This is a genomic window from Methanosarcina barkeri 3 (genome assembly GCF_000970305.1).
Taxonomy (GTDB): Archaea; Halobacteriota; Methanosarcinia; order Methanosarcinales; family Methanosarcinaceae; genus Methanosarcina; species Methanosarcina barkeri_A.
The window spans coordinates 1509377-1528685 of record NZ_CP009517.1; the positions used below are offsets into that span (position 1 = coordinate 1509377).

14 protein-coding genes are annotated in these 19309 nt (G+C 40.1%); 6 read left to right on the plus strand and 8 right to left on the minus strand.

The window, feature by feature from the left end; genetic code table 11:
• Nucleotides 1–459: 459 nt before the first annotated feature.
• The 4 genes from MSBR3_RS06090 to gatE all read right to left on the minus strand — a co-directional run bounded on the left by MSBR3_RS06090 (nt 460) and on the right by gatE (nt 6524).
• Nucleotides 460–1749, minus strand: coding sequence for an aminotransferase class III-fold pyridoxal phosphate-dependent enzyme (locus MSBR3_RS06090; RefSeq protein WP_155396741.1), 1290 nt, complete (start codon nt 1747–1749; stop codon nt 460–462).
• 166 nt (nt 1750–1915) lie between these two features.
• On the minus strand, nt 1916–3397 hold the full coding sequence (locus MSBR3_RS06095) for an aldehyde dehydrogenase family protein (RefSeq protein WP_048107144.1): 1482 nt from the start codon (nt 3395–3397) through the stop codon (nt 1916–1918).
• Nucleotides 3398–3766: 369 nt separating this feature from the next.
• A complete protein-coding gene (locus MSBR3_RS06100) occupies nt 3767–4150 on the minus strand; it encodes a response regulator (protein WP_048107145.1) in 384 nt (127 codons plus the stop codon).
• Between the two features lie 472 nt (nt 4151–4622).
• The gene (gatE, locus tag MSBR3_RS06105; RefSeq protein ID WP_048107146.1) at nt 4623–6524 is read right to left on the minus strand and encodes a Glu-tRNA(Gln) amidotransferase subunit GatE; all 1902 of its coding nucleotides are present in this window, start codon (nt 6522–6524) and stop codon (nt 4623–4625) included.
• A gap of 1449 nt (nt 6525–7973) precedes the next feature.
• Here gatE and MSBR3_RS06115 point away from each other — a divergent pair.
• Together MSBR3_RS06115 and MSBR3_RS06120 are read left to right on the plus strand one after the other, a co-directional pair.
• Nucleotides 7974–8735: a DUF488 domain-containing protein gene (locus tag MSBR3_RS06115; protein WP_230627871.1), complete on the plus strand. Its 762-nt coding sequence runs from the start codon at nt 7974–7976 to the stop codon at nt 8733–8735.
• A 54-nt stretch (nt 8736–8789) separates the two neighbouring features.
• Complete coding sequence (locus MSBR3_RS06120) at nt 8790–9548, plus strand: hypothetical protein (protein WP_048107149.1); 759 nt, start codon at nt 8790–8792, stop codon at nt 9546–9548.
• A 177-nt stretch (nt 9549–9725) separates the two neighbouring features.
• On the opposite strand, the gene MSBR3_RS06125 is transcribed toward MSBR3_RS06120, so the two are convergent.
• Nucleotides 9726–9983, minus strand: coding sequence for a hypothetical protein (locus tag MSBR3_RS06125; RefSeq protein WP_052723304.1), 258 nt, complete (start codon nt 9981–9983; stop codon nt 9726–9728).
• A gap of 132 nt (nt 9984–10115) precedes the next feature.
• Between MSBR3_RS06125 and MSBR3_RS06130 the strand changes: the two genes are divergently transcribed.
• The 4 genes from MSBR3_RS06130 to MSBR3_RS06145 all read left to right on the plus strand — a co-directional run bounded on the left by MSBR3_RS06130 (nt 10116) and on the right by MSBR3_RS06145 (nt 17211).
• Entirely contained in the window at nt 10116–10310 is a 195-nt protein-coding gene (locus tag MSBR3_RS06130) for a YwbE family protein (RefSeq protein WP_048110106.1), read from the plus strand.
• A 471-nt stretch (nt 10311–10781) separates the two neighbouring features.
• On the plus strand, nt 10782–13229 hold the full coding sequence (ppsA, locus tag MSBR3_RS06135) for a phosphoenolpyruvate synthase (protein WP_048107151.1): 2448 nt from the start codon (nt 10782–10784) through the stop codon (nt 13227–13229).
• Between the two features lie 173 nt (nt 13230–13402).
• Nucleotides 13403–14950: a 2,3-bisphosphoglycerate-independent phosphoglycerate mutase gene (gene gpmI, locus MSBR3_RS06140; protein WP_048107152.1), complete on the plus strand. Its 1548-nt coding sequence runs from the start codon at nt 13403–13405 to the stop codon at nt 14948–14950.
• A gap of 488 nt (nt 14951–15438) precedes the next feature.
• Nucleotides 15439–17211, plus strand: a complete 1773-nt coding sequence (locus tag MSBR3_RS06145) for a chloride channel protein (protein WP_048107153.1) — start codon at nt 15439–15441, stop codon at nt 17209–17211.
• Between the two features lie 56 nt (nt 17212–17267).
• On the opposite strand, the gene MSBR3_RS06150 is transcribed toward MSBR3_RS06145, so the two are convergent.
• The 3 genes from MSBR3_RS06150 to MSBR3_RS06160 all read right to left on the minus strand — a co-directional run bounded on the left by MSBR3_RS06150 (nt 17268) and on the right by MSBR3_RS06160 (nt 19155).
• Entirely contained in the window at nt 17268–18245 is a 978-nt protein-coding gene (locus MSBR3_RS06150; RefSeq protein ID WP_048107154.1) for a 2-hydroxyacid dehydrogenase, read from the minus strand.
• A 5-nt stretch (nt 18246–18250) separates the two neighbouring features.
• A complete protein-coding gene (locus MSBR3_RS06155; RefSeq protein ID WP_080942222.1) occupies nt 18251–18439 on the minus strand; it encodes a YHS domain-containing protein in 189 nt (62 codons plus the stop codon).
• A 110-nt stretch (nt 18440–18549) separates the two neighbouring features.
• Nucleotides 18550–19155, minus strand: coding sequence for an AI-2E family transporter (locus tag MSBR3_RS06160; RefSeq protein ID WP_196297017.1), 606 nt, complete (start codon nt 19153–19155; stop codon nt 18550–18552).
• Nucleotides 19156–19309: the final 154 nt, after the last annotated feature.

The window sequence follows — 19309 nt, forward strand, 5'->3', positions numbered from 1 at the left end:
TTTTTTTATTTTTATATTTGGGAAGACCGTTTAATTATTTAATGAAAAAGACAGTCTTCATTACCAGTTTTAGGCTTTTTACCAGTTTTAGGCTTTTTACCAGTTTTAGGCTTTTTACCAGTTTTAGGCTTTTTACCAGTTTTAGGCTTTTTACCAGTTTTAGAGATGAGTTACCTTGATACAGATAATTATCCCTAAGAGACTTACTGCTATTGCAATAGCAGTAATGAAAATGATCAAAGCGAAACTATCGTTCTCAAACATATCATTTTTCTTATACTCCATATTACTATATATGGTATTTTTACATAAAAACTTTACAATTTTTATCTGATTTTTAGACAGAAGAATATTGAATTAACATTTGACTTATTCTTGAAGACTGAAAACTCATTTAAGAAATTATTTCGCTTTTTACTCATGTTCGGAAACTCTTAGTTTCGTTCTTTTTTCTAAAGCTTAAGTGCCTGCTTTATTCAGAGCCTTTTGGAACTTCTCGAGTCCAGAGTCAAGTTCTTCATCTGTAATAACCAGTGGTGGAGAGAAACGAATTACGGAATCTCCACAGGGAAGAAGCAGAATTCCTTCTTTGAAAGCTTCCCTGAGAATTCTATCCCTTCGTATAGGGTCTATTGATTTATCGGGTTTCACAATCTCGACTCCGACCATCATACCGAGGCCACGTACGTCCCCAATGAATGGAAAGTTTTCCTGAAGCTCCCCAAGCAGTTGTTTCATCTTGAAACCAAGCTCCTTTGCCCTATTCTTTATATTTTCCTTCTCCAGAAACTTAAGGGATGCAAGTGACGCCGCTGAAGCAAGAAGATTTCCTCCAAAGGTATTTGAATGGACTCCCTGGGGCCAGTCCATAAGCTTGCGGTCTGCAAGCATTGCCCCCATTGGAAGTCCTCCTCCAAGGGCTTTTGCAAGGCACGAGATTTCAGTTCTGACCCCAAAATTTTCCATTGCAAGAAAAGGGCCTGTTCTGAAGCAGCCTGTCTGGACTTCATCAGCTACAAGGAGGACATCGTTATCGGTACAGATCTGCCTTATTTCCCTATGGAATTCAGGCGGAGGAACAATATACCCACCTTCTCCCTGTACAGGTTCTACGAAAACGGCAGCTGTATCCTTCGGGCTCAGTTCTCGTCTGAAAATGAGGTTTTCAAGCTCTTTTGCACACTCAATCCCGCAGGATGGATACTCCAGTTTAAAGGGACAACGGTAACAGTAAGCATAGTGAGAATGAGCTGTGCGGATAGCAGGAAAATGTTCCTTTTGCCTGGCTTTTGAGCAGGTAAGAGAAAGAGAGCCAAGAGTCCGACCATGAAAGGAGTTATAAAAGGAGATCAGGCCCTGCCGTTTTGTTTTCCAGACGGCAAGTTTGATTGCAGCCTCCACGGCTTCAGTCCCGCTATTGCAGTAAAACACTTTTGAATAGCCTGAAAGCTCTTCTAACTTCTTCGCAAGCTTCACAGGTGGTTCAGCAAAAAAATCTCCATATGCGCAGTGAGTCACTTTTTCAAGTTGAGATGAGATTGCAGCTTTAACTTCAGGGTTGGAGTAGCCTGCGTTCATAACAGCAATTCCTGCAACCAGGTCAATGTACTCTCTCCCATCAACATCCCTGATTACGGAACCCTTTGCGCGGTCTACAACCAGAGGATAAGGGCGGGCTGCACAGGCAGGTATTACATTGCAGTCCTGCCCGATAATTTCCCTGGCTTTCGGACCGACGATATTAAACATTCCTATTTCATGTTCAAAAAAATCAAGATACTGCCCAGCTTCTGTCTCTTTGTTTTTTCCCGGCTTTTTCGCTCCCTGCGTCGTTTCAAATTCTTCGGTTTTCTTCTGAGCCAGAATGTATTCCTCCTCAGCTTATTTACGCTCTCGAACCTTACTTCTATAAATTTTACTCCGCTGAATCAATCTGAGCTTTTTGCAATCTGCCGCTGTAGTCTATATACACGGCTTTTACCTCGGAAAATTCCTTGATGGCCTCGGTACCGGCTTCTCGAAAACCGTTTCCTGTCCCTTTAACGCCTCCAAAGGGGAGATGGACTTCAGCCCCTATTGTGGGAGCATTAACATATGTGATTCCTGCTTCGATTTTTTCAATTGCCCTGAAAGCGTTTCCTACACTTCTTGTATAGATTGCCGAAGAAAGTCCGTACTTGGTACTATTGGCAAGTTCGATTGCCTCTTCAAGATCTGAAACCGTGAAGATCCCGAGTACTGGCCCGAAAATCTCTTCCTGTGCAATCCTCATGTCTGGTCTAACGTCCGTAAATAATGTAGGTTCGAAGAAATAACCTGGAAGCCCGGGATCAGTTCTGTTACCTCCGTAAAGAAGAGTTGCTCCTTCTTCTTTTCCTATTTTCACGTATCTCTCGGTCTTCTCAAGCTGCGCTTTGTTGATTACAGGTCCGATATCTGTCTCAGGTAAGAGCCCGTCACCTATCCTGAGAGATTTTACTTTTGCAAGCAGCCTTTTTATGAATTCGTCTTTTATCATCTCATGCAGAATCAGTCTGCTCGTAGCAGTACAGCGCTGTCCTGTAGTTCCGAAAGCTCCCCATAACACACCCTCAAGAGCCAATTCAAGGTCGGCATCGTCCATAACAATTACCGGGTTTTTACCTCCGAGTTCCAGAGAGACTCTTTTCATGGTTTTTGAACACTCTTCCATTACCCATTTTCCGGTATCAAGGCTGCCTGTAAAGGAAATAGCCTTTATGCGAGGGTGCCGGACTACAGCCTTCCCAACAGTTCCTCCGGGTCCTGTTACCAGATTTATTACTCCGGGAGGCAACCCTGCTTCACTAAGCACCTCTATTAGCTTGAAAGCAAGTAGAGGTGTATCACTTGCAGGCTTGAAAACAATTGCATTTCCAGCTACAAGAGCTGGCATAATCTTCCATGAAGGAATGGCAATCGGAAAGTTCCAGGGCGTTATTAAGCCGACTACTCCTATCGGCCTGAGTACGGTCATGCAGAACTTTTCCTTTAGTTCGGAAGTCGTTGTCTCCCCAAGCATCCGCCTTCCTTCCCCTGCGGCATAATTTGTGATATCAATGGCTTCCTGTACATCTCCCCTTGTCTCAGGGAGTACTTTTCCCATCTCTTTTGTCATAAGGACAGCAAGTTCTTCTTTCCTTTCCTGTAAAATTCTGGCTGCCTTGAAGAGTACCTCAGCTCTTTTTGCAGCCGGGATTTCGCTCCAGAGCCTGAACCCTGCTTCAGCAGCCTCAACTGCCCTGTCCACGTCCTCGGTTCCAGCTACCTGTATTGCTGCCAGGCTTTCAAGAGTAGCCGGATTTATATCTTCAAAAGTCTCTCCGGTTGACGAGTCTTTAAATTCTCCCCCTATAAACAACTTGTATTCCTGAACCATAAAACCCCTATAAAGCATGAATATACAAGGAAATAAATATATTCCAGAAATCTTTTGTTACAGAAATATTCCAGAAATCTTTTGTTACAGAAGGTTTTTTTTCTGACCTGCTAGAGAGTCTGCTTTTAGTCGAATACACGACAACAAAGACATATGTAAATGAATAGAGAAATTCTAGATTAAGAAAAGACAATTAAGACTAAATAACGTCTATTAAGGTTAAACAAAGTACAGCATATTAGACTTTATACTTTTAAAAGTCTTTAAAGAAAAAAAGGTCTGAAAATCAGTTTAGCAACAGCTATTGACAGGCATAAATAATTTTAATCTGGTTGAGAACTAACGCAGGGTTAGTTCTTACTTTGTTTTTTAGTAGCCTGTGTTACTACTGACAGTCTGCCAGATTCTTTTGGACAGTTCAGAAAACTGGGTTTTTGGGTCCCCTATTTTCTGAATAAAGGAGTCTGCACCATTCTCGATTGCCTGATGCATAAGTTCGTCTCTACCCACACCTGTGAACAGGATAAAGGGTGTGTCAATCCTTTTGTCACGAATAGTTTTCAAGAACGTGATGCCGTCCATCAAAGGCATATCATAATCTGAGACTACCACGTCATACGAGTAATTTTCCAGCCTTTGAAGGGCTTCCCTTGCAGAATTTACAGTGTCCGAAGTTATATCATGGAAGACTTCTAAGAAGGTCTTTGATAGCTCCAAAAATAAAGGGTCATCATCTACAAGTAGTATTTTCACGGGGATCTTCTCCTGATATTATTATCTTGCAACCTTCTTGTGGGTCATTACGCCACTTATCATCTCCTATTTACCAAAATCTTACCCACAACTACCACTAATATAAATGTCTTAATTAATATAAAAAGTTATCTTCTTTCCTTCACAAATGGAAGTTTCTGTCATTCTGGAATGAGAATTTTTGTATTTCAGAGATAAGAATCTGTCCTTTTATGCTATCTGATCTGAAACATTCTTGAAGGAGGAATACAGATATGAGAAGAAGTAAAAGTATTTCTTAAGAAGATAATGAATAAAAAAGAAAATTGAGAATAAAGGAAGAGTAAAGGAAGAGTAAAAGAAGAGTAAGTGAAGAATAAAAGAAAAGTCAGTGAAGAATAAAAGAAGAGTAAATAAAGAATAAATAAAGAATAACAATAGAAAAAACAAAGAATAAATAATGGAGAGTAAAGGATAAATTGAAAAACGGGGATTACCCCTGATTAATGAAGCTATCCAGTTCTTTTTTCAACATTTGACTAAGGATTTTTCCATCAACCATGCCCCTGTATTCCTTCATAACAATGCCCATGAGGGGACCAAGAGCTGTCGGACCTTTTTCCTTAATAAAGTCTCCTCTGTCCCTGACGGTTTTCTTGATGAATTTTTCGACTTCTTCAGGGTCAAAAGTACTGAACCCAAGCTTTGAAATCGCTTCCGATGTACTCAGTTCAGGCTCTTTTGCAAGAGAGGCCAAAAGGTCCTGGGTGGCTTCTTTTGCAATTTCCTGATTTGAAATGGCTGCGAAAAGCCCTTTGAAATGTTCATCCGTAAGGTTTTCGGTCTCTACCCCGTTTCTCCGGATTTCCGGAACGATCCCGACAAGAGTTCTGGCAATCAGGGTTGAGTTTACGTTTGAATCTTTCCTGTAGGTCTCGATCAGCTCCTCAAAGAGAGGAAGATACTTTGAATAAGCTATTTTTTCAGCAAGCTCTTTATTCAGGCCGTTTTCTGAGACAAAACGTTTCGCCCTTTCAGTAAGGAGTTCTGGAGTCTCAATTGAGTCGAAATATTCCTGCGAGATTTCGATTTGAGGCACATCGGTTTCAGGGTACATCCTTGCAGCGCCAGGAAGGGGACGCATATAGGCTGTATTTCCATCGGGAAGGGCTTTTCGGGTCTCTTCGGGAATTCCTTCTATGGCTTCTTTTGCCCTTTGAATGACCGCCTCGATTGCGAGCCTTGCTTTCTCAGGTTCGTCCGCAACCATTATTACGGCATCGCCTGCAGAAGCACCTATTGCGTCTCTGACAGTTTTGACTTCTTTTTCGGTTATCCCGTAATTCGGAAGTTCATCAGTGTGGAAAATCCCTCCAACACCAGCAGTCTTCGCCCTGTCTGAAAATTCGGTCCCGAGCCTCCTTCCTGGCTGCACTTCTCTGCCTATAAGTCCATCGAATTTCCTGAGAAGCGCTGCAAGAACTGCGCCTTTTTTCACGCCTTTTTGCAAGACTTTGGATTTTGTGTCAACGAAAAGCCCTGTTATGTCATAGATTTCTTCACAGACGAAAGCTTTTCTTTCCATAAGCTCCTGCCTGATAAAAAGAAGATTTAACTGCCTTTCGACTTCCCTGCGGACGATGTCTTCTATAAGATCAAGCGCCTGCACACCTTTTATTTCGACTCTTGCGCCTTCGGCAATTGAGATGTTTACATCCTGCCTGATCGTGCCAAGCCCTCTCTTTACTTTCCCTGTAGACCTGAGGAACATTCCTATCTGCTCGGCAACTTCTCTTGCTTGACCGGGAGATTTGATATCAGGGGCAGTTGCGATCTCCACAAGCGGAATTCCCAGCCTGTCCAGGGAATAAATGATCGAGTCTCCGATTTCTTCTACTTTCTGGGCAGCTTCTTCTTCCACGCAGAGACTGTCAATCCCACAGCGTCCGTCAGAGGTCTCGATATATCCGTCACTTGCAAGAAAAGCAGTCCTCTGGAATCCGCTTGTGTTCGAGCCGTCAACCACGATTTTCCTCATAACATGCATCTGGTCTACAGGCTTCATGTTGAAGAGTTTTGCAATCCCGAGGGAAATGTCCAGGGCTTCCTTATTGAGTTCTCTTGGAGGCTCTTCATCATTTTCTATAAGGCAGGTAGTGTCATAAGCCTTATAGATATACTTTCTTCGGATCTTGGTCTGCTCCACTGCAGCCCTATCTTTTTCTCCCATCTCACTTTCCGTAGCCCTGAGATACCTGAAAAACTCGAAGTCCGATTCCTTGACATCTCTTATAAGGGTCGGACACCTGCAGAACAACTTTTCCTTCGAATCCAGCTGCTGGTGAATTTCAAGCCCGGCTTTCAGCCCAAGTTCACTATAATCGTATTTTTCCATATTTTCACCCGAATCTAAGCAGGAAGCGCCTTAATTCTCGTTAATTTTCCTTGAATTCCCTTAAACTTTCCTTGCAAATTTTTCTTGAATAGTCTGTAGTATTTTCTAATTTTCCGTAAGTTATCTCTAGTTGTCCTTTTAGCCCTATTTAATTCTCTTTCAAATCAAATCTTTTTCAAATTCAGCTCTTTTTATTCTCCCTTCTGTTTTAAGTCCTTCGACTCGTTACTTCCTCTCTCCTTTTAACCTTTTTGCGCTCTATTCCTTTCTTAGCTCTTTTAGGTGCTGCACTGACAAATCTCAATTGTTATCGAGTACATCTGTTATTGAATAATTGTTGAGTAATTGTTGAATAATTGTTGAGTAATTGTTGAATAATTGTTGAGTAGAAAATTGAATGTAAAAGAATTGAATGTAAAAGGTATTATAAATTGTATAAAGGTATCTCTGTATATAAGGGTGAAGCAATTTAATTGACTCGCTAAGTAATAAAATCAGTAAAGAAGTGCAGGCTCTTTCAGGTGGATAAACAAGTCACTCTTGAGCATCTTAATGTATTTTAAGTTTCGACTTTGGATACCAAGACACCTCTAGTTCGCGGGAAAGCTCATTTATACTTACCGAACTGGCATGATGAAAAAGAAACTATCCAAGGATTTTACTCCCAAAAACCTACTAAATCCGTCAGTCATTCAATATAATGGATGATTATTCAGTATGTTAAATGATTATGGACATGATTTTGAGCATAAAATTGCTGGCTGGATTTTTAATACATTAAAAACTCTAGCAACCAGAATTTAGAAGACACTTGATTTTGAGTTTTTGAACCACAGATGTGTATAGCTTTTTGGGTCCCCGGATACTCAACGACCGCGAAGCGGGCGGCTTTTCCGAAGAAATAAAGAAGAAAAAAAATTGTATTCGAAAAAGCAGCAATATTATCATTTTTTCTCTCTATTCCTTTATCTGCTTTTGTTCTCTCAAGCAAAACCTCCGTCGTCTCATAATCCAGACCTTCTCTTCTTGCAATCTAAAAACATCTGTCTCTAATCCACAGAAAATAAACTTATTCAAGTATCAGAATTAAACAGAATCTCGAAGGACCAAAGCTCCCTTCTCGCTCTCTTCTTTTCGGAATTGATACTTTAACTATGTGAATTCTTATTGGACCTAAAACTTAATGTTACCGTAGAAATCTATAATTCTGTTAGGATTACATTTAATAAATTGATTAATTAAAAAAATCATCTAATCAAAATTTACAAAAATTTTCTAATTCAAAAAGTTATATAAAAATCAAATGAAAATTCTATAATATAAACAAGCAAGATATCTGGTAATTTAATGAAAAATCTAAATCATAAACAAAGAGCTCTTCTTTACACTATAGACAGACTCCACGAGAGGGACTTGTCTTCTAGGTTCATGATAATGAAGAGTCTTTTTTTGTCATCCCATGTAGAAAAAATAGACAAATTAATGAAATTCTATCATTTTTTTCCTCACCGTTATGGACCTTTTTCCAACGTTTGCTATACTGATATCTCTACGCTACAAAAAGAGGGCTATATCATAGAAAAGGAAAAGAAAATTGAATTAACCGAAAAAGGAAAAATAGCTTTGAAAAGAATTGACCAGAAAGCAACATTGAAAATAAATCGAGTTGTAAGAAAACTCAACTCAGAAGAAGAAATTAAGGAATACGTATACCAAAAGTTTCCTGAGTATACCATAAGAAGCAAACTTCTTCCTTCTCAAAAAAATGTAAAATATGATCCTGGCCTTTTCACTATCGGTTACGAAGGAAGGGATATTGACCTTTTCCTTAATATCTTAATTCAGAATGCCATAGATGTTCTTGTTGATGTCAGGAAAAACCCTTTCAGCATGAAATTCGATTTCACAAAAAATAGCCTTAAAAAGTATCTCGAAAACTCGGAGATTCGATACCTCCACATTCCTGAACTTGGTATAGAAGGGGAAAAAAGAAAAGACCTTCTCACACTCAAAGATTACGAAAAACTCTTTGAGTACTACGAAAAAACTACAATAAAAGATAATTCCGAGCTTTTAGATAATATTACCGAATTAAGTAGAAGCCACCGTGCTGCTCTAATGTGTTTCGAAGCCGATGTAAACATGTGCCATCGTGGAGTTATTGCAAGAAATATAGTTCAGAAAGAAAATGTGGAAGTTTTAAATATCTAAAACACATAAAAGCCATGTAAAACTATTGTTCTATTTTTTGGAGGCTTTTCCTGATTGAAACAGGAAACCGAGAAAATCTTAGTTCTGGTGAGGGCTACACCAGAAGAAAGTAAAAAGCATGGTTATCTTGTATGTGTTGCCGGAATAAACGAAAAAGGAGAATTCAGGAGAGTTTATCCTTTCGAATTTAGCTATGGTGAAAAGTTAATCGATTTTAAGAAGAAAGACCGGATAGAAGTTGTCCTGACTGAACCGGATAACGATCAAAGAAGAGAAAGCAGAAAGCAAATCCGCTACAAGAACCTGCATTCTCCTATTGAGGATGAAGAGCTAAGAAACTTACTCCGGTCAAAAGTGAGTTCAATTGAAAAATTAAAAGAAGAAAATGCAAGTCTTGGAGTAGTAAAACCTGAACTTTTAGACGTAAAGATTGAAATAAACAGCACTGAAATCTACGACAAGCAGCAGTATTTCAATTTGATGGGCGATTATCTGGTAGAGAAAAGAGAAAAAGTCAAAATGCCTGTCGAATTAAGATATCATTTCAGATGCAAAAACGATCCTGCCTGCAACGGACACCAGATAATTCTGCTCGACTGGGAACTTAACGAACTTGCAAGAAACGTCATGCGGACAGACATAGATCCAAAATCCATAGAAGAAAAGATTAGAAACAAATTCTATGACTTCATGAAGGAAAGAGACCTCTATTTTGTGATGGGAACTCATTTCCGTTTCAAAACATGGATGATTATTGGGATTTTCTATTTAAGGAAGGAAGACAAAAAGCAAAAGAATCTTTTTGATTTTTAAACTTGAGGTTTTTTTTCATTTTTAATAGTGACTTTAAGAACCACATATACGCATTTTTCTTACTCAAATCAGGAACTGATGATTTTTGATATTGGGTACCGATGCTCTCACCGGCTGCCAGGCAGCCGGCCTTTCCCTTAACACAAAAAAAGAGACTGAACTTCAAAAACAGCACTGTTATTTTTTCTTATCTTTTTTCCCTTTCTCTGCTTTTATTCTCTCACGCAAAACCTCTGCCTTCTCATAATCCCTACCTTCTCTTTTTGCAATTTCAGCCTCTGTCTCAACAAGTTGACCGGAAAATGCCTTTGCAAGAATGGACTGCCTTAGTTTTTCGGTTTTTTCTCTTGCCGCTGTAACATTTGATTCAATCGAATCGGCAAAGGCAAAGAGCGCTTTAACATACCGTATTATTTCTTGTTTTATTCTTTTCATTAAGAAAAGCCGCTTCGCTTCGCGAGCGGAACAAGAACGACCAAAATACAACAGTAAGGCTGTACTTTTCCAAATTCAAAGTTGTTTTTTTCAAACCTACACCTTTATATAACTCCAGATTTACCTTCTGCCATGAACAACGGTACTGTCAGAGCAAATGTTAAAGAAGGGATGAGTGTCGGAATAGTCTTAAAAACAGACCAAAAAACCGGAAAAATTACTCGGGGCGTTGTAAAAAGAATTTTAACCAACTCTTCAACTCATCCGCATGGAATAAAAGTACAGTTAACGGATGGCCAGGTTGGAAGAGTCAAGGAAATCTATTGAAAGCTGCAGGACAAATTATATTTCGAAAATTGCAATTAAACAAGAAAAGATAACTTGCAGGAAGCAAGTTTTTATCCATTTTTTAACTCAATGTTTTGATTAATTACTCCGAATTTCTGGCTTCCCTATTAGCTCGATGCAAAAGTCCCATTTTATAATTCTCTAAGTTCCTTTTCCGAATTGATTTTCCTGAACTGTCGGCAATCTACTTTATTTCTTTTTTATTAAGTTGTTTCTTGGATTACTCTATTATGTAACCTTTAAACTGTCATATTAACATTTGATAGATTCTAGATTAGAACAAGTTGAATAAGGGAAATTCATTTCTGTCATCGATGCATAAATTGCAATGGAGTTCTTGATTCAAGAATCTCCTGTATGCTCTGGGGAAACGTTCTAAGTAATGTATCAGACCTTGGATACATTTCATAGTTATTTCAAGATAATAATTTTAAAGGGGATTACTTGGAAATGTCTGAAAACAAAAGTAAGTACATACGCTGGTTTGATGAGACATCGATTGAAGATGTTCCGCTTGTGGGCGGGAAAAATGCATCTCTTGGGGAAATGTATAGGGAACTCACTCCAAAGGGAGTAAAGATCCCAAATGGGTTTTCAGTTACTGCTGAGGCTTACTGGCATGTCCTCAAAGCCGGAGGGATTCTGGAAAAACTCAAGCAAACTATGGAAGGGCTTGATACCTCGGATGTATCAGAACTTGCAAAAAGGGGAAAAACTGCAAGAGACCTGATCCTTGGGGCAGGAATTCCGGATGACCTCTGGCAGGAAATTAAATCCGGGTATGACCATCTATGTGAGCAGTACGGAGAAAACACGGACGTAGCCGTAAGGAGTTCGGCAACGGCTGAAGACCTTCCAACTGCTTCTTTTGCCGGCCAGCAGGAGTCTTTCCTTAATATCAGGGGTTATCCTGCACTTCGAGATGCCTGCGTACGCTGTATTGCCTCACTTTTTACTGACAGGGCTATTTCCTATAGGGTAATAAATCATTTTGATCATTTTAAAGTGGCACTGTCTATAGGGATAATGAAAATGGTCAGGTCTGATATGGCTTCCAGTGGAGTTATATTTACTCTGGATACGGAAACCGGTTTCAGGGACGTAGTTTTCATTACAGGTTCTTACGGGCTTGGGGAAAATATTGTGCAGGGACAGGTCAACCCGGATGAGTTCTACGTTTTCAAGCCAACTTTTCGGGAAGGGTATAAGCCGATTATCGAGAAGAATGTAGGGGATAAAGAAATTAAGATGATCTATGGGCAAGGCGGCTCCAAAACGCTTACCCGAAATGTTAAGGTTTCTGAGGCTGATAGACGTCGTTTCTGCATCAATGACGAAGAAGTGCTTAAACTTGCCTGGTACGCTATTACCATTGAAGATTATTACTCAAACAAAAATAAGAAACCCATGCCCATGGATATAGAATGGGCAAAAGACGGTATAACGGGAGAACTCTTTGTAGTACAGGCAAGACCGGAAACTGTTCAATCTCAGAAAAAGAGAGATGTTCTGGAAACCTATGTGCTCGAAAAGAAATCTGATATCCTTGTAAAAGGCAGGAGCATAGGAGATAAAATTGCTGCTGGAAAAGCGCACGTAATTCCTAATGTTTCAGATCTGCCTTCTTTTAAACAGGGAGAAATTCTGATTGCTGATTCAACAACTCCGGACTGGGTACCTGTGATGGAAATAGCGGCTGCAATTGTTACGAACCAGGGAGGAAGAACATCCCATGCTGCAATTGTTAGCCGGGAACTTGGAATTCCTGCAGTTGTGGGAACCGGCAACGCAACCGAAGTTCTTGACATAAGCAAAGAAATTACTGTAAGTTGTGCGGAAGGTGAAGAAGGAATTGTGTACGAGGGAATTCTTCCTTTCCACAAAGATACTTTGAGCCTTAAGGACACAAAACGCCCTAAAACCGCAATTATGATGAACCTTGGAAATCCTGATGAGGCTTTTAACCTTTCCATGATCCCAAACGACGGAATCGGGCTTGCAAGGCAGGAGTTTATTATCTCAAACTATATCAAAATTCATCCAATGGCTCTGGTGCATCCTGAAAAGGTCAAAGACCCTAAAATCTCTCAGGAAATTGAGAAACTTACCCAAACCTCTGATAATAAAGAAGAATATTTCGTAGATAAGCTTGCTCAGGGAGTCGGAACCATTGCTGCTTCTTTTTACCCTAAAGATGTTGTAGTCCGCACAAGTGACTTCAAAAGCAATGAGTATGCAAGCCTGCTTGGGGGAAGCTACTTTGAAATAAAAGAAGAGAATCCGATGCTTGGTTTCAGGGGAGCTTCTCGCTACTTTAATGAGCGCTACAGGGAAGGTTTTGCCCTTGAATGCAGGGCTCTGAAAAAAGTCAGGGAAGTAATGGGACTTAAAAATTTAATTATTATGATTCCTTTCTGCAGAACCGTTGAAGAAGCTCAAAAAGTAATTGCCGAAATGGAGAAAAACGGGCTAAAAAGAGGAGAAGACGGGTTGCAGGTCTATGTTATGTGTGAAATCCCAAATAATGTTCTTCAAATTGACGAATTCAGTAAATACTTTGATGGTTTCTCTATAGGCTCAAATGACCTGACCCAGCTGACTCTCGGAATTGATAGGGACTCGGAAATTCTTACTGGAGAATTTGACGAAAGGGACCCAGGGGTTATGGAAATAATGGCAATGGCCGTTAAAGGAGCAAAACGGAATGGAAGGCATAGCGGAATCTGCGGACAGGCACCCAGCGACTATCCTGAAATTGCAGAGTTTCTGGTAAAACAGGGTATAGAGTCCATTTCGCTGAATCCGGACTCGGTTATGAAAGTCACCCTTAAAGTTCTGGATACGGAAAAGGAACTGGAAGGTAAAAAAGAAGGAGAAAAAATAACCGGTATCCATTAAAGATAAGGTGAGTCCAGAAAATGTTGTGACTTACTTAGTTTTTACAACAGGCATTATGCAAAATAGGGAGTCATTCGAGTACGTAGACCTGTTGTAATGTCACAACATGCCTTATTTATAAGATTTACGTGGATAAATTAAAAAGCAAAGTATACTTTATGGAGTTTCGTGGTATGACTCAGGCAAGAAGACCTCTTATGCTCATTATTCTTGATGGCTGGGGCTACAGGAAAGCAAAAGAAGGAAACGCTGTCCTGACAGCCCGAACTCCAAACCTTGACCGACTGGAAAAGGAATATCCATGGTGCTTTTTAAAAGCCTCCGGAGAAGCTGTAGGCCTTCCCAAAGGCATGATGGGGAATTCGGAAGTTGGACATCTGACAATAGGTGCGGGACGAACTGTAAACCAGGACCTGACCCGAATAAACCTCTCCATAAGGAAAGGAGATTTTTTCAAAAATCAGGTTTTTCTGAGTGCAATCTCAAATGTCAAAGCTAACAATTCCTGCCTGCACCTCATGGGCCTTGCTTCCTACGGAGGCATTCACAGTTATATGCCTCATCTGTATGCTCTTATCAAACTTGCACAAGAGAAAGGTTTAGAAAAAGTCTATATACACGCTTTTCTGGACGGGAGGGATGAACCTCCAAAAGCTGCTCTGGGAGACATAAAGGAACTTGATGCGTTTTGTAAAGAGCATGGAAGCGCTAAAATAGCAACCGTCTCGGGCCGTTACTATGCAATGGACAGAGATAAACGCTGGGATAGGACAAAACTTGCCTACGATGCCCTTACTAGAGGGATAGCTCCATATACAGCCCCAAACCCAGAAACTGCAGTTTCTAATGCCTACACTAGAGGAGAAACTGATGAGTTTGTAAAACCCACTATAATTACTGATCAAGCAGGAAAACCCATAGCGACAGTACAGAATAAAGATTCCGTAATTTTTTTCAATTTTCGGGCTGATAGGGCAAGGCAAATAACCTGGGCTTTTGTAAAAGATGACTTTGACGGGTTTATGAGGGAAAAACGTCCTGAGGTTTACTTTGTCTGTATGACTCAATACGATGAGACCCTTGATGTGCCCGTTGCTTTTCCTCCAGTAAAGCTGGAAAATGTACTTGGAGAGGTATTGAGCAAGCATGGACTCATCCAGCTACGCATAGCTGAAACCGAAAAATACGCCCATGTGACCTATTTCCTTAACGGTGGCGAAGAAAAGCGTTATAGGGGTGAAGACCGCTGCCTTATTCCCTCGCCGAAAATCGCTACTTACGACCTTAAACCGGAAATGAGCGCGTACGAGATTACGGACGAAGTTATCAGAAGAGTCCGGTCAGGAAAGTATGACGTTATTGTCCTTAACTTTGCAAACATGGATATGGTAGGACATAGCGGAATTTTTGAAGCTACAGTTAAAGCGGTAGAAGCCGTTGATAAGTGTATTGGCAGGATTGTAGAGGCCCTAAAGGAAAAAGGCGGTGTGGCACTCATTACTGCAGATCACGGAAATGCCGAGGAAATGATAGACTCAAAAACAGGAGAGCCACGTACTGCACACACTTCAAACCCGGTAAAATGCATTTACTTCGGAAACAGTGAAGTAAAAGCGCTTAAGAATGGAAAACTATCTGACGTTGCACCGACAATTCTCGAGCTTCTTGATATCTCTAAGCCGCCAGAGATGACAGGAAAGTCACTTCTTGTAAAAAAGTGATTAAGAGTTGTATGAAGATCAGATTAATTCTGAAATTAATATAACTCTGAAACTAATATAACTCTGAAATTAATGTAACTCTGAAACTAATGTAACTCTGAAACTAATGTAACTCTGAAACTAATGTAACTCTGAAACTAATGTAACTCTGAAATTAAAACTGAAAAACAGCAACATTAAGTCATAAAACATTAGTTTATAAGACATCAAATTATAAAACATTAAATTATAGGCATTAAATTATGAAATATTAAGTCATAAAACACTAAATCATAAAACATTGAGCTATAAAACATTAAAGTGTAAACTTAATATTGTATTTATTATACTTAGTTTATGCCTTCAGTGCACAAATCTATGGTTTTGTGAAGGTTTCGGTTGACGGAATAAGCTGAATAAACCAGTTCCTTCTTAAAACAGAATAGCAACAGAAGACGTTTATTATTAACAACTGCCCTATTATCTTTAATCTCCACGAGGCATGAACATTGGAAGTTAAGACAAGTTCCAAATTTAAAAATCATAGTTTGTTTGATTACTCCGGTATAAGGAAATATATTACTCGAAGATTCGATATAGAGTCTGCAAAGATTAACTCGATTGCTATTCTGATTGGTCTTCTAACAGGGCTGGTAATAGGCATATATGACCGTTCCCTTCTGTACTTCAGCACTCTTTTCGGAATGCAACGCGGATTTTCAGTACACGAGCTCCCATCTTATTATATAATGTTCATGCCTGCTCTGGGAGGGCTGATAGTTGGGATGATCTCGCATTTCCTGATAAAAAGGCGCTATGGGGTTGACGGGCTTATTGAAACAGTAGCAGTTCGTGGAGCAAGGCTTAATCTTACCGACTCTCTTCTTGAAGTTTTTGCGTCGATAATTTCAATCAGCTCAGGAGCTTCACTGGGAAAAGAGGCACCTGGCATTGTAGGCGGTGCCTGGACAGGAGCTTTAGTGGGACGAATCCTGAAAAATCCCGAAAAAAGACTCCAGATTCTTCTAGGCTGTGGGGCTGCTGGAGGTATCGCAGCAGTCTTCAGTGCCCCGCTTGCAGGTGTGGTTTTTGTCGTTGAAGTGATTTACGGAGAACTTGAAACAAGTACCTTTATTCCTATAGTTATTTCTTCAGTTTTTGCAACACTTGTATCAAACTCGATTATTGGAATTGAACTTCTCCACATCCCTGCCTACTCACTTGTCAGTCCATATCGAGAGTTAGGGCTCTACCTTATTTTTGGGCTCCTTGCGGGCATAGTTTCAACAGTGCTGATCCGAATCCTTTACTACACAAAAGATCTGTTTTCGGAAATACCTGTTCATCCCATCTTTAAACCTGCCATTGGAGGACTGGCAGTAGGTGTGATCGGGCTTTTCTATCCTCGGGTTCTTGGGATGGGCTATGGTGTGATTACGGATGCCCTGAATAACCAGTTTACCTTCAAACTTTTACTAATCCTGCTTTTCCTTAAAATTCTCGCTTTTTCTCTGAGCCTTGGATCAGGAGGCTTTGGTGGAACAATTATTCCGTCTCTGTTTGTGGGAACAATGCTTGGAGGAGCTTTTGGGACAGTTGTAGATACCTTATACCCTGGAATGACGGCAGGGCCCGGAGCTTATGCACTTGTGGGTATGGGTGCAGTCTTTGCCGGAACTACCAGAGCACCTCTTACTGCTATTCTGATTCTTTTTGAGCTTACCAGGGATTACAACTTAATCCTCCCTCTCATGTTTGCCTGCGTTCTCAGTAATGTAATGTCAAGTGCTATGTACCCTGAATCAATCTTTACTGAAGGACTTCGCAGGAAAGGAATCAAAATCCGTAAAGGCAGGGAAGTAGACATTATGACCTCCATTCCCGTAAAAGCTGCAATGGTCACACATGTCCAGACTATCACCGAAGACAAAAACGTCGAAACTCTTGAAGCTCTTATGAAAGTGAGCCGACATGTTGGTTTTCCGGTCATTGACTCAAAAGGCAAACTTTCTGGAATTGTAACACTATCAGACCTCCGTAATAAGGTAAAGCCCGGAGAAGCCGGTAAAAAAATAGGAGAGATCGCTACCAGAGAAGTTGAAGTCGCCTACCCTGATGAAACTCTTGATACCGCCCTCAGACGCCTTGCCTCAAAGCAAATAGGCAGGCTTCTTGTCGTTGATAGAACGGATAAAACAAAACTTCTTGGAATCATTACCCGGAGTGATATCGTAAACGCATACAACAAGAAAGTCGTTGAAAAATTCCGGAACATCACCTGACCAGGAACACATATATAATCAAGATTTTATAATTTGAAGTTTAACACAATTTACGTTCAAGGTTTAGGCAACCTGAGGCTTGTAAGTACTTCGGGATTTACAACATTCTGAGGCTTTCCTTCAACGAATCTTTCTATATTCTGGATGCAGACAAATGTGCATTCTTCAAGGGATTCCTCAGTAAGGAAAGCTATGTGAGGCGTAAGTACGACATTTTCCAACTTTGTCAGAGGATCGCTTACAGGCAATGGCTCTTTTTCAAAAACATCAAGACCGGCTCCAAGGATTTCTTTCTCTTTGAGGGCTTCTATGAGAGCAGCTTCATCAACCACCTTCCCTCTGGCAGTATTTATCAGGATTGCGCTCTTTTTCATTTTTGCAAGTTCTTTTGCTCCTATCATTTTTTCCGTGGAAGGAGTTAAAGGCACATGAAGCGTAACAATATCAGATTCCGAAAGTAAGGTATCCAGATCGACAAACTTTATTCCAAGTTTTCTTTCTTTTTCTGCACTCGGATGGCCTGTAACCGAAATGACATTCATGTTAAAACCATGAGCTATCTGGATAACTCTTACTCCTATACTGCCGGTACCTATTACCCCTATTGTTTTTCCCATAAGCTGATTCCCAACATAGTTTCGCCAGTCAAAATTCCCTTCTCGAAGCCTGGTGTCTGCGATATGTACTTTTCTTAGAAGATTTAGAGCCAGGGCAAAAACCATTTCAGCAACCGAATCAAATGCATAGTCAGGAACATTGGATACAACCACACCTTTTTCAGTTGCAGCTTTGAGATCTATATGATCATAGCCGGTTTGCCATACGGAAAGCATGGTTAAGTTTCGGGAGGCATTGAACGCTTTTCCCGAAAAGCCATATCTACCTACAATGACTATATCTGCATCCCTTACTCTTGAGATAAATTCTTCAACTGAAGAAGGCGTGCTTTCAAAGACCTTAAGGTCCCCGAGAATCTCAAGTTTTTTTCTATATTGTTCTGGCAGGAATACAGGATCTGAAACAACTATTTTCATTTTTCTCACTTCCTCGAACCGTAGAAACTCAGGTACTTTTCCGGGTCTTCGTCGAACTTCTTTTTACAGGAAAGAGAGCAGAAATAGTATTCTTTTCCCTTATACTCGCTCGTGAATTTTGCATTTCTCTTGTCTACTTGCATTTTGCAAACTACATCTGTTTCAGTGGACAAGGCCGAACCCATATCGTTCATGTACACTCCCCAATTTGTCCCGATTTTTATAATTACAACTATAATTATAATCTAATTATAATTATATCTGCTATTTTTCTTCGACATAGATATATGTTACTTCTTCAGGGTTACTTTTTCTTCAAAGTCATTTTCTCTTCCTTCTTAAGTTTTAGTTTTGTCCTGTATAGTGCAAGTAAAAAGCCGTATACTGCTGGCCCAATTACCAGTCCGGTAACTCCAATTACAAGAAGAGGGGCTCCAAGTGCCAGAATTGTCAGTATTGGATGTACCGCACCTTTTTTTTCAACCAGTTTAGGTCTTAAGTAATAGTCCTGTACTGTATTTAGAGAAACACTGAAAATTAATATCTGTAAAGCTTTACTATAGTCCTCAAGTAAAACATAGTATGCTGTAAGGGGCAGGTACACTCCAGGTAGTCCGATTAAGGGATACATTGACAGAAGAAACATAAGTGAAGCCAGAACACCTGGATAAGGCACATCGAGCAGGTACAGGCCAAAGAGGGCGATAACTCCTATTATAGCGCTTGCAACAAAATGTTGTCTGAACAGGCCGGAATAGATCACATCCAGCTCTTTTAAGAAAAATTTAACTTCTTCTTCATTTTTATCAGGTATAAAGTTAAAAATCTGATCGATTAACTTGTTTCCGGTAAGTAAAAGATAGTACGAAAAGATGATCGCTACTATAAAAGCTACTATATAAAATGGCAAAGTGGCTGTTAAAAAAATCACTAAAATTTTGTTGGCGGAAAGTTCTCAGTTTTAAGAGCTGTTAAGTAAACAAGGATGATAACCTATCATCTGTTCTCAAATCTCCTGAACTCTCCTGATGCGATCCTATTCAGTACTTACTTTCCATTATCCG

What these genes read in the sequence shown, in the direction of transcription:
- MSBR3_RS06090 (WP_155396741.1), bottom strand. Translation starts at nt 1,749, where the DNA reads ATGTTTAATATCGTCGGTCCGAAAGCCAGGGAAATTATCGGGCAGGAC.
- MSBR3_RS06095 (WP_048107144.1), bottom strand. Translation starts at nt 3,397, where the DNA reads ATGGTTCAGGAATACAAGTTGTTTATAGGGGGAGAATTTAAAGACTCG.
- gatE (WP_048107146.1), bottom strand. Translation starts at nt 6,524, where the DNA reads ATGGAAAAATACGATTATAGTGAACTTGGGCTGAAAGCCGGGCTTGAA.
- MSBR3_RS06125 (WP_052723304.1), bottom strand. Translation starts at nt 9,983, where the DNA reads ATGAAAAGAATAAAACAAGAAATAATACGGTATGTTAAAGCGCTCTTT.
- MSBR3_RS06130 (WP_048110106.1), top strand. Translation starts at nt 10,116, where the DNA reads ATGAACAACGGTACTGTCAGAGCAAATGTTAAAGAAGGGATGAGTGTC.
- ppsA (WP_048107151.1), top strand. Translation starts at nt 10,782, where the DNA reads ATGTCTGAAAACAAAAGTAAGTACATACGCTGGTTTGATGAGACATCG.
- gpmI (WP_048107152.1), top strand. Translation starts at nt 13,403, where the DNA reads ATGACTCAGGCAAGAAGACCTCTTATGCTCATTATTCTTGATGGCTGG.
- MSBR3_RS06150 (WP_048107154.1), bottom strand. Translation starts at nt 18,245, where the DNA reads ATGAAAATAGTTGTTTCAGATCCTGTATTCCTGCCAGAACAATATAGA.
- MSBR3_RS06155 (WP_080942222.1), bottom strand. Translation starts at nt 18,439, where the DNA reads ATGAACGATATGGGTTCGGCCTTGTCCACTGAAACAGATGTAGTTTGC.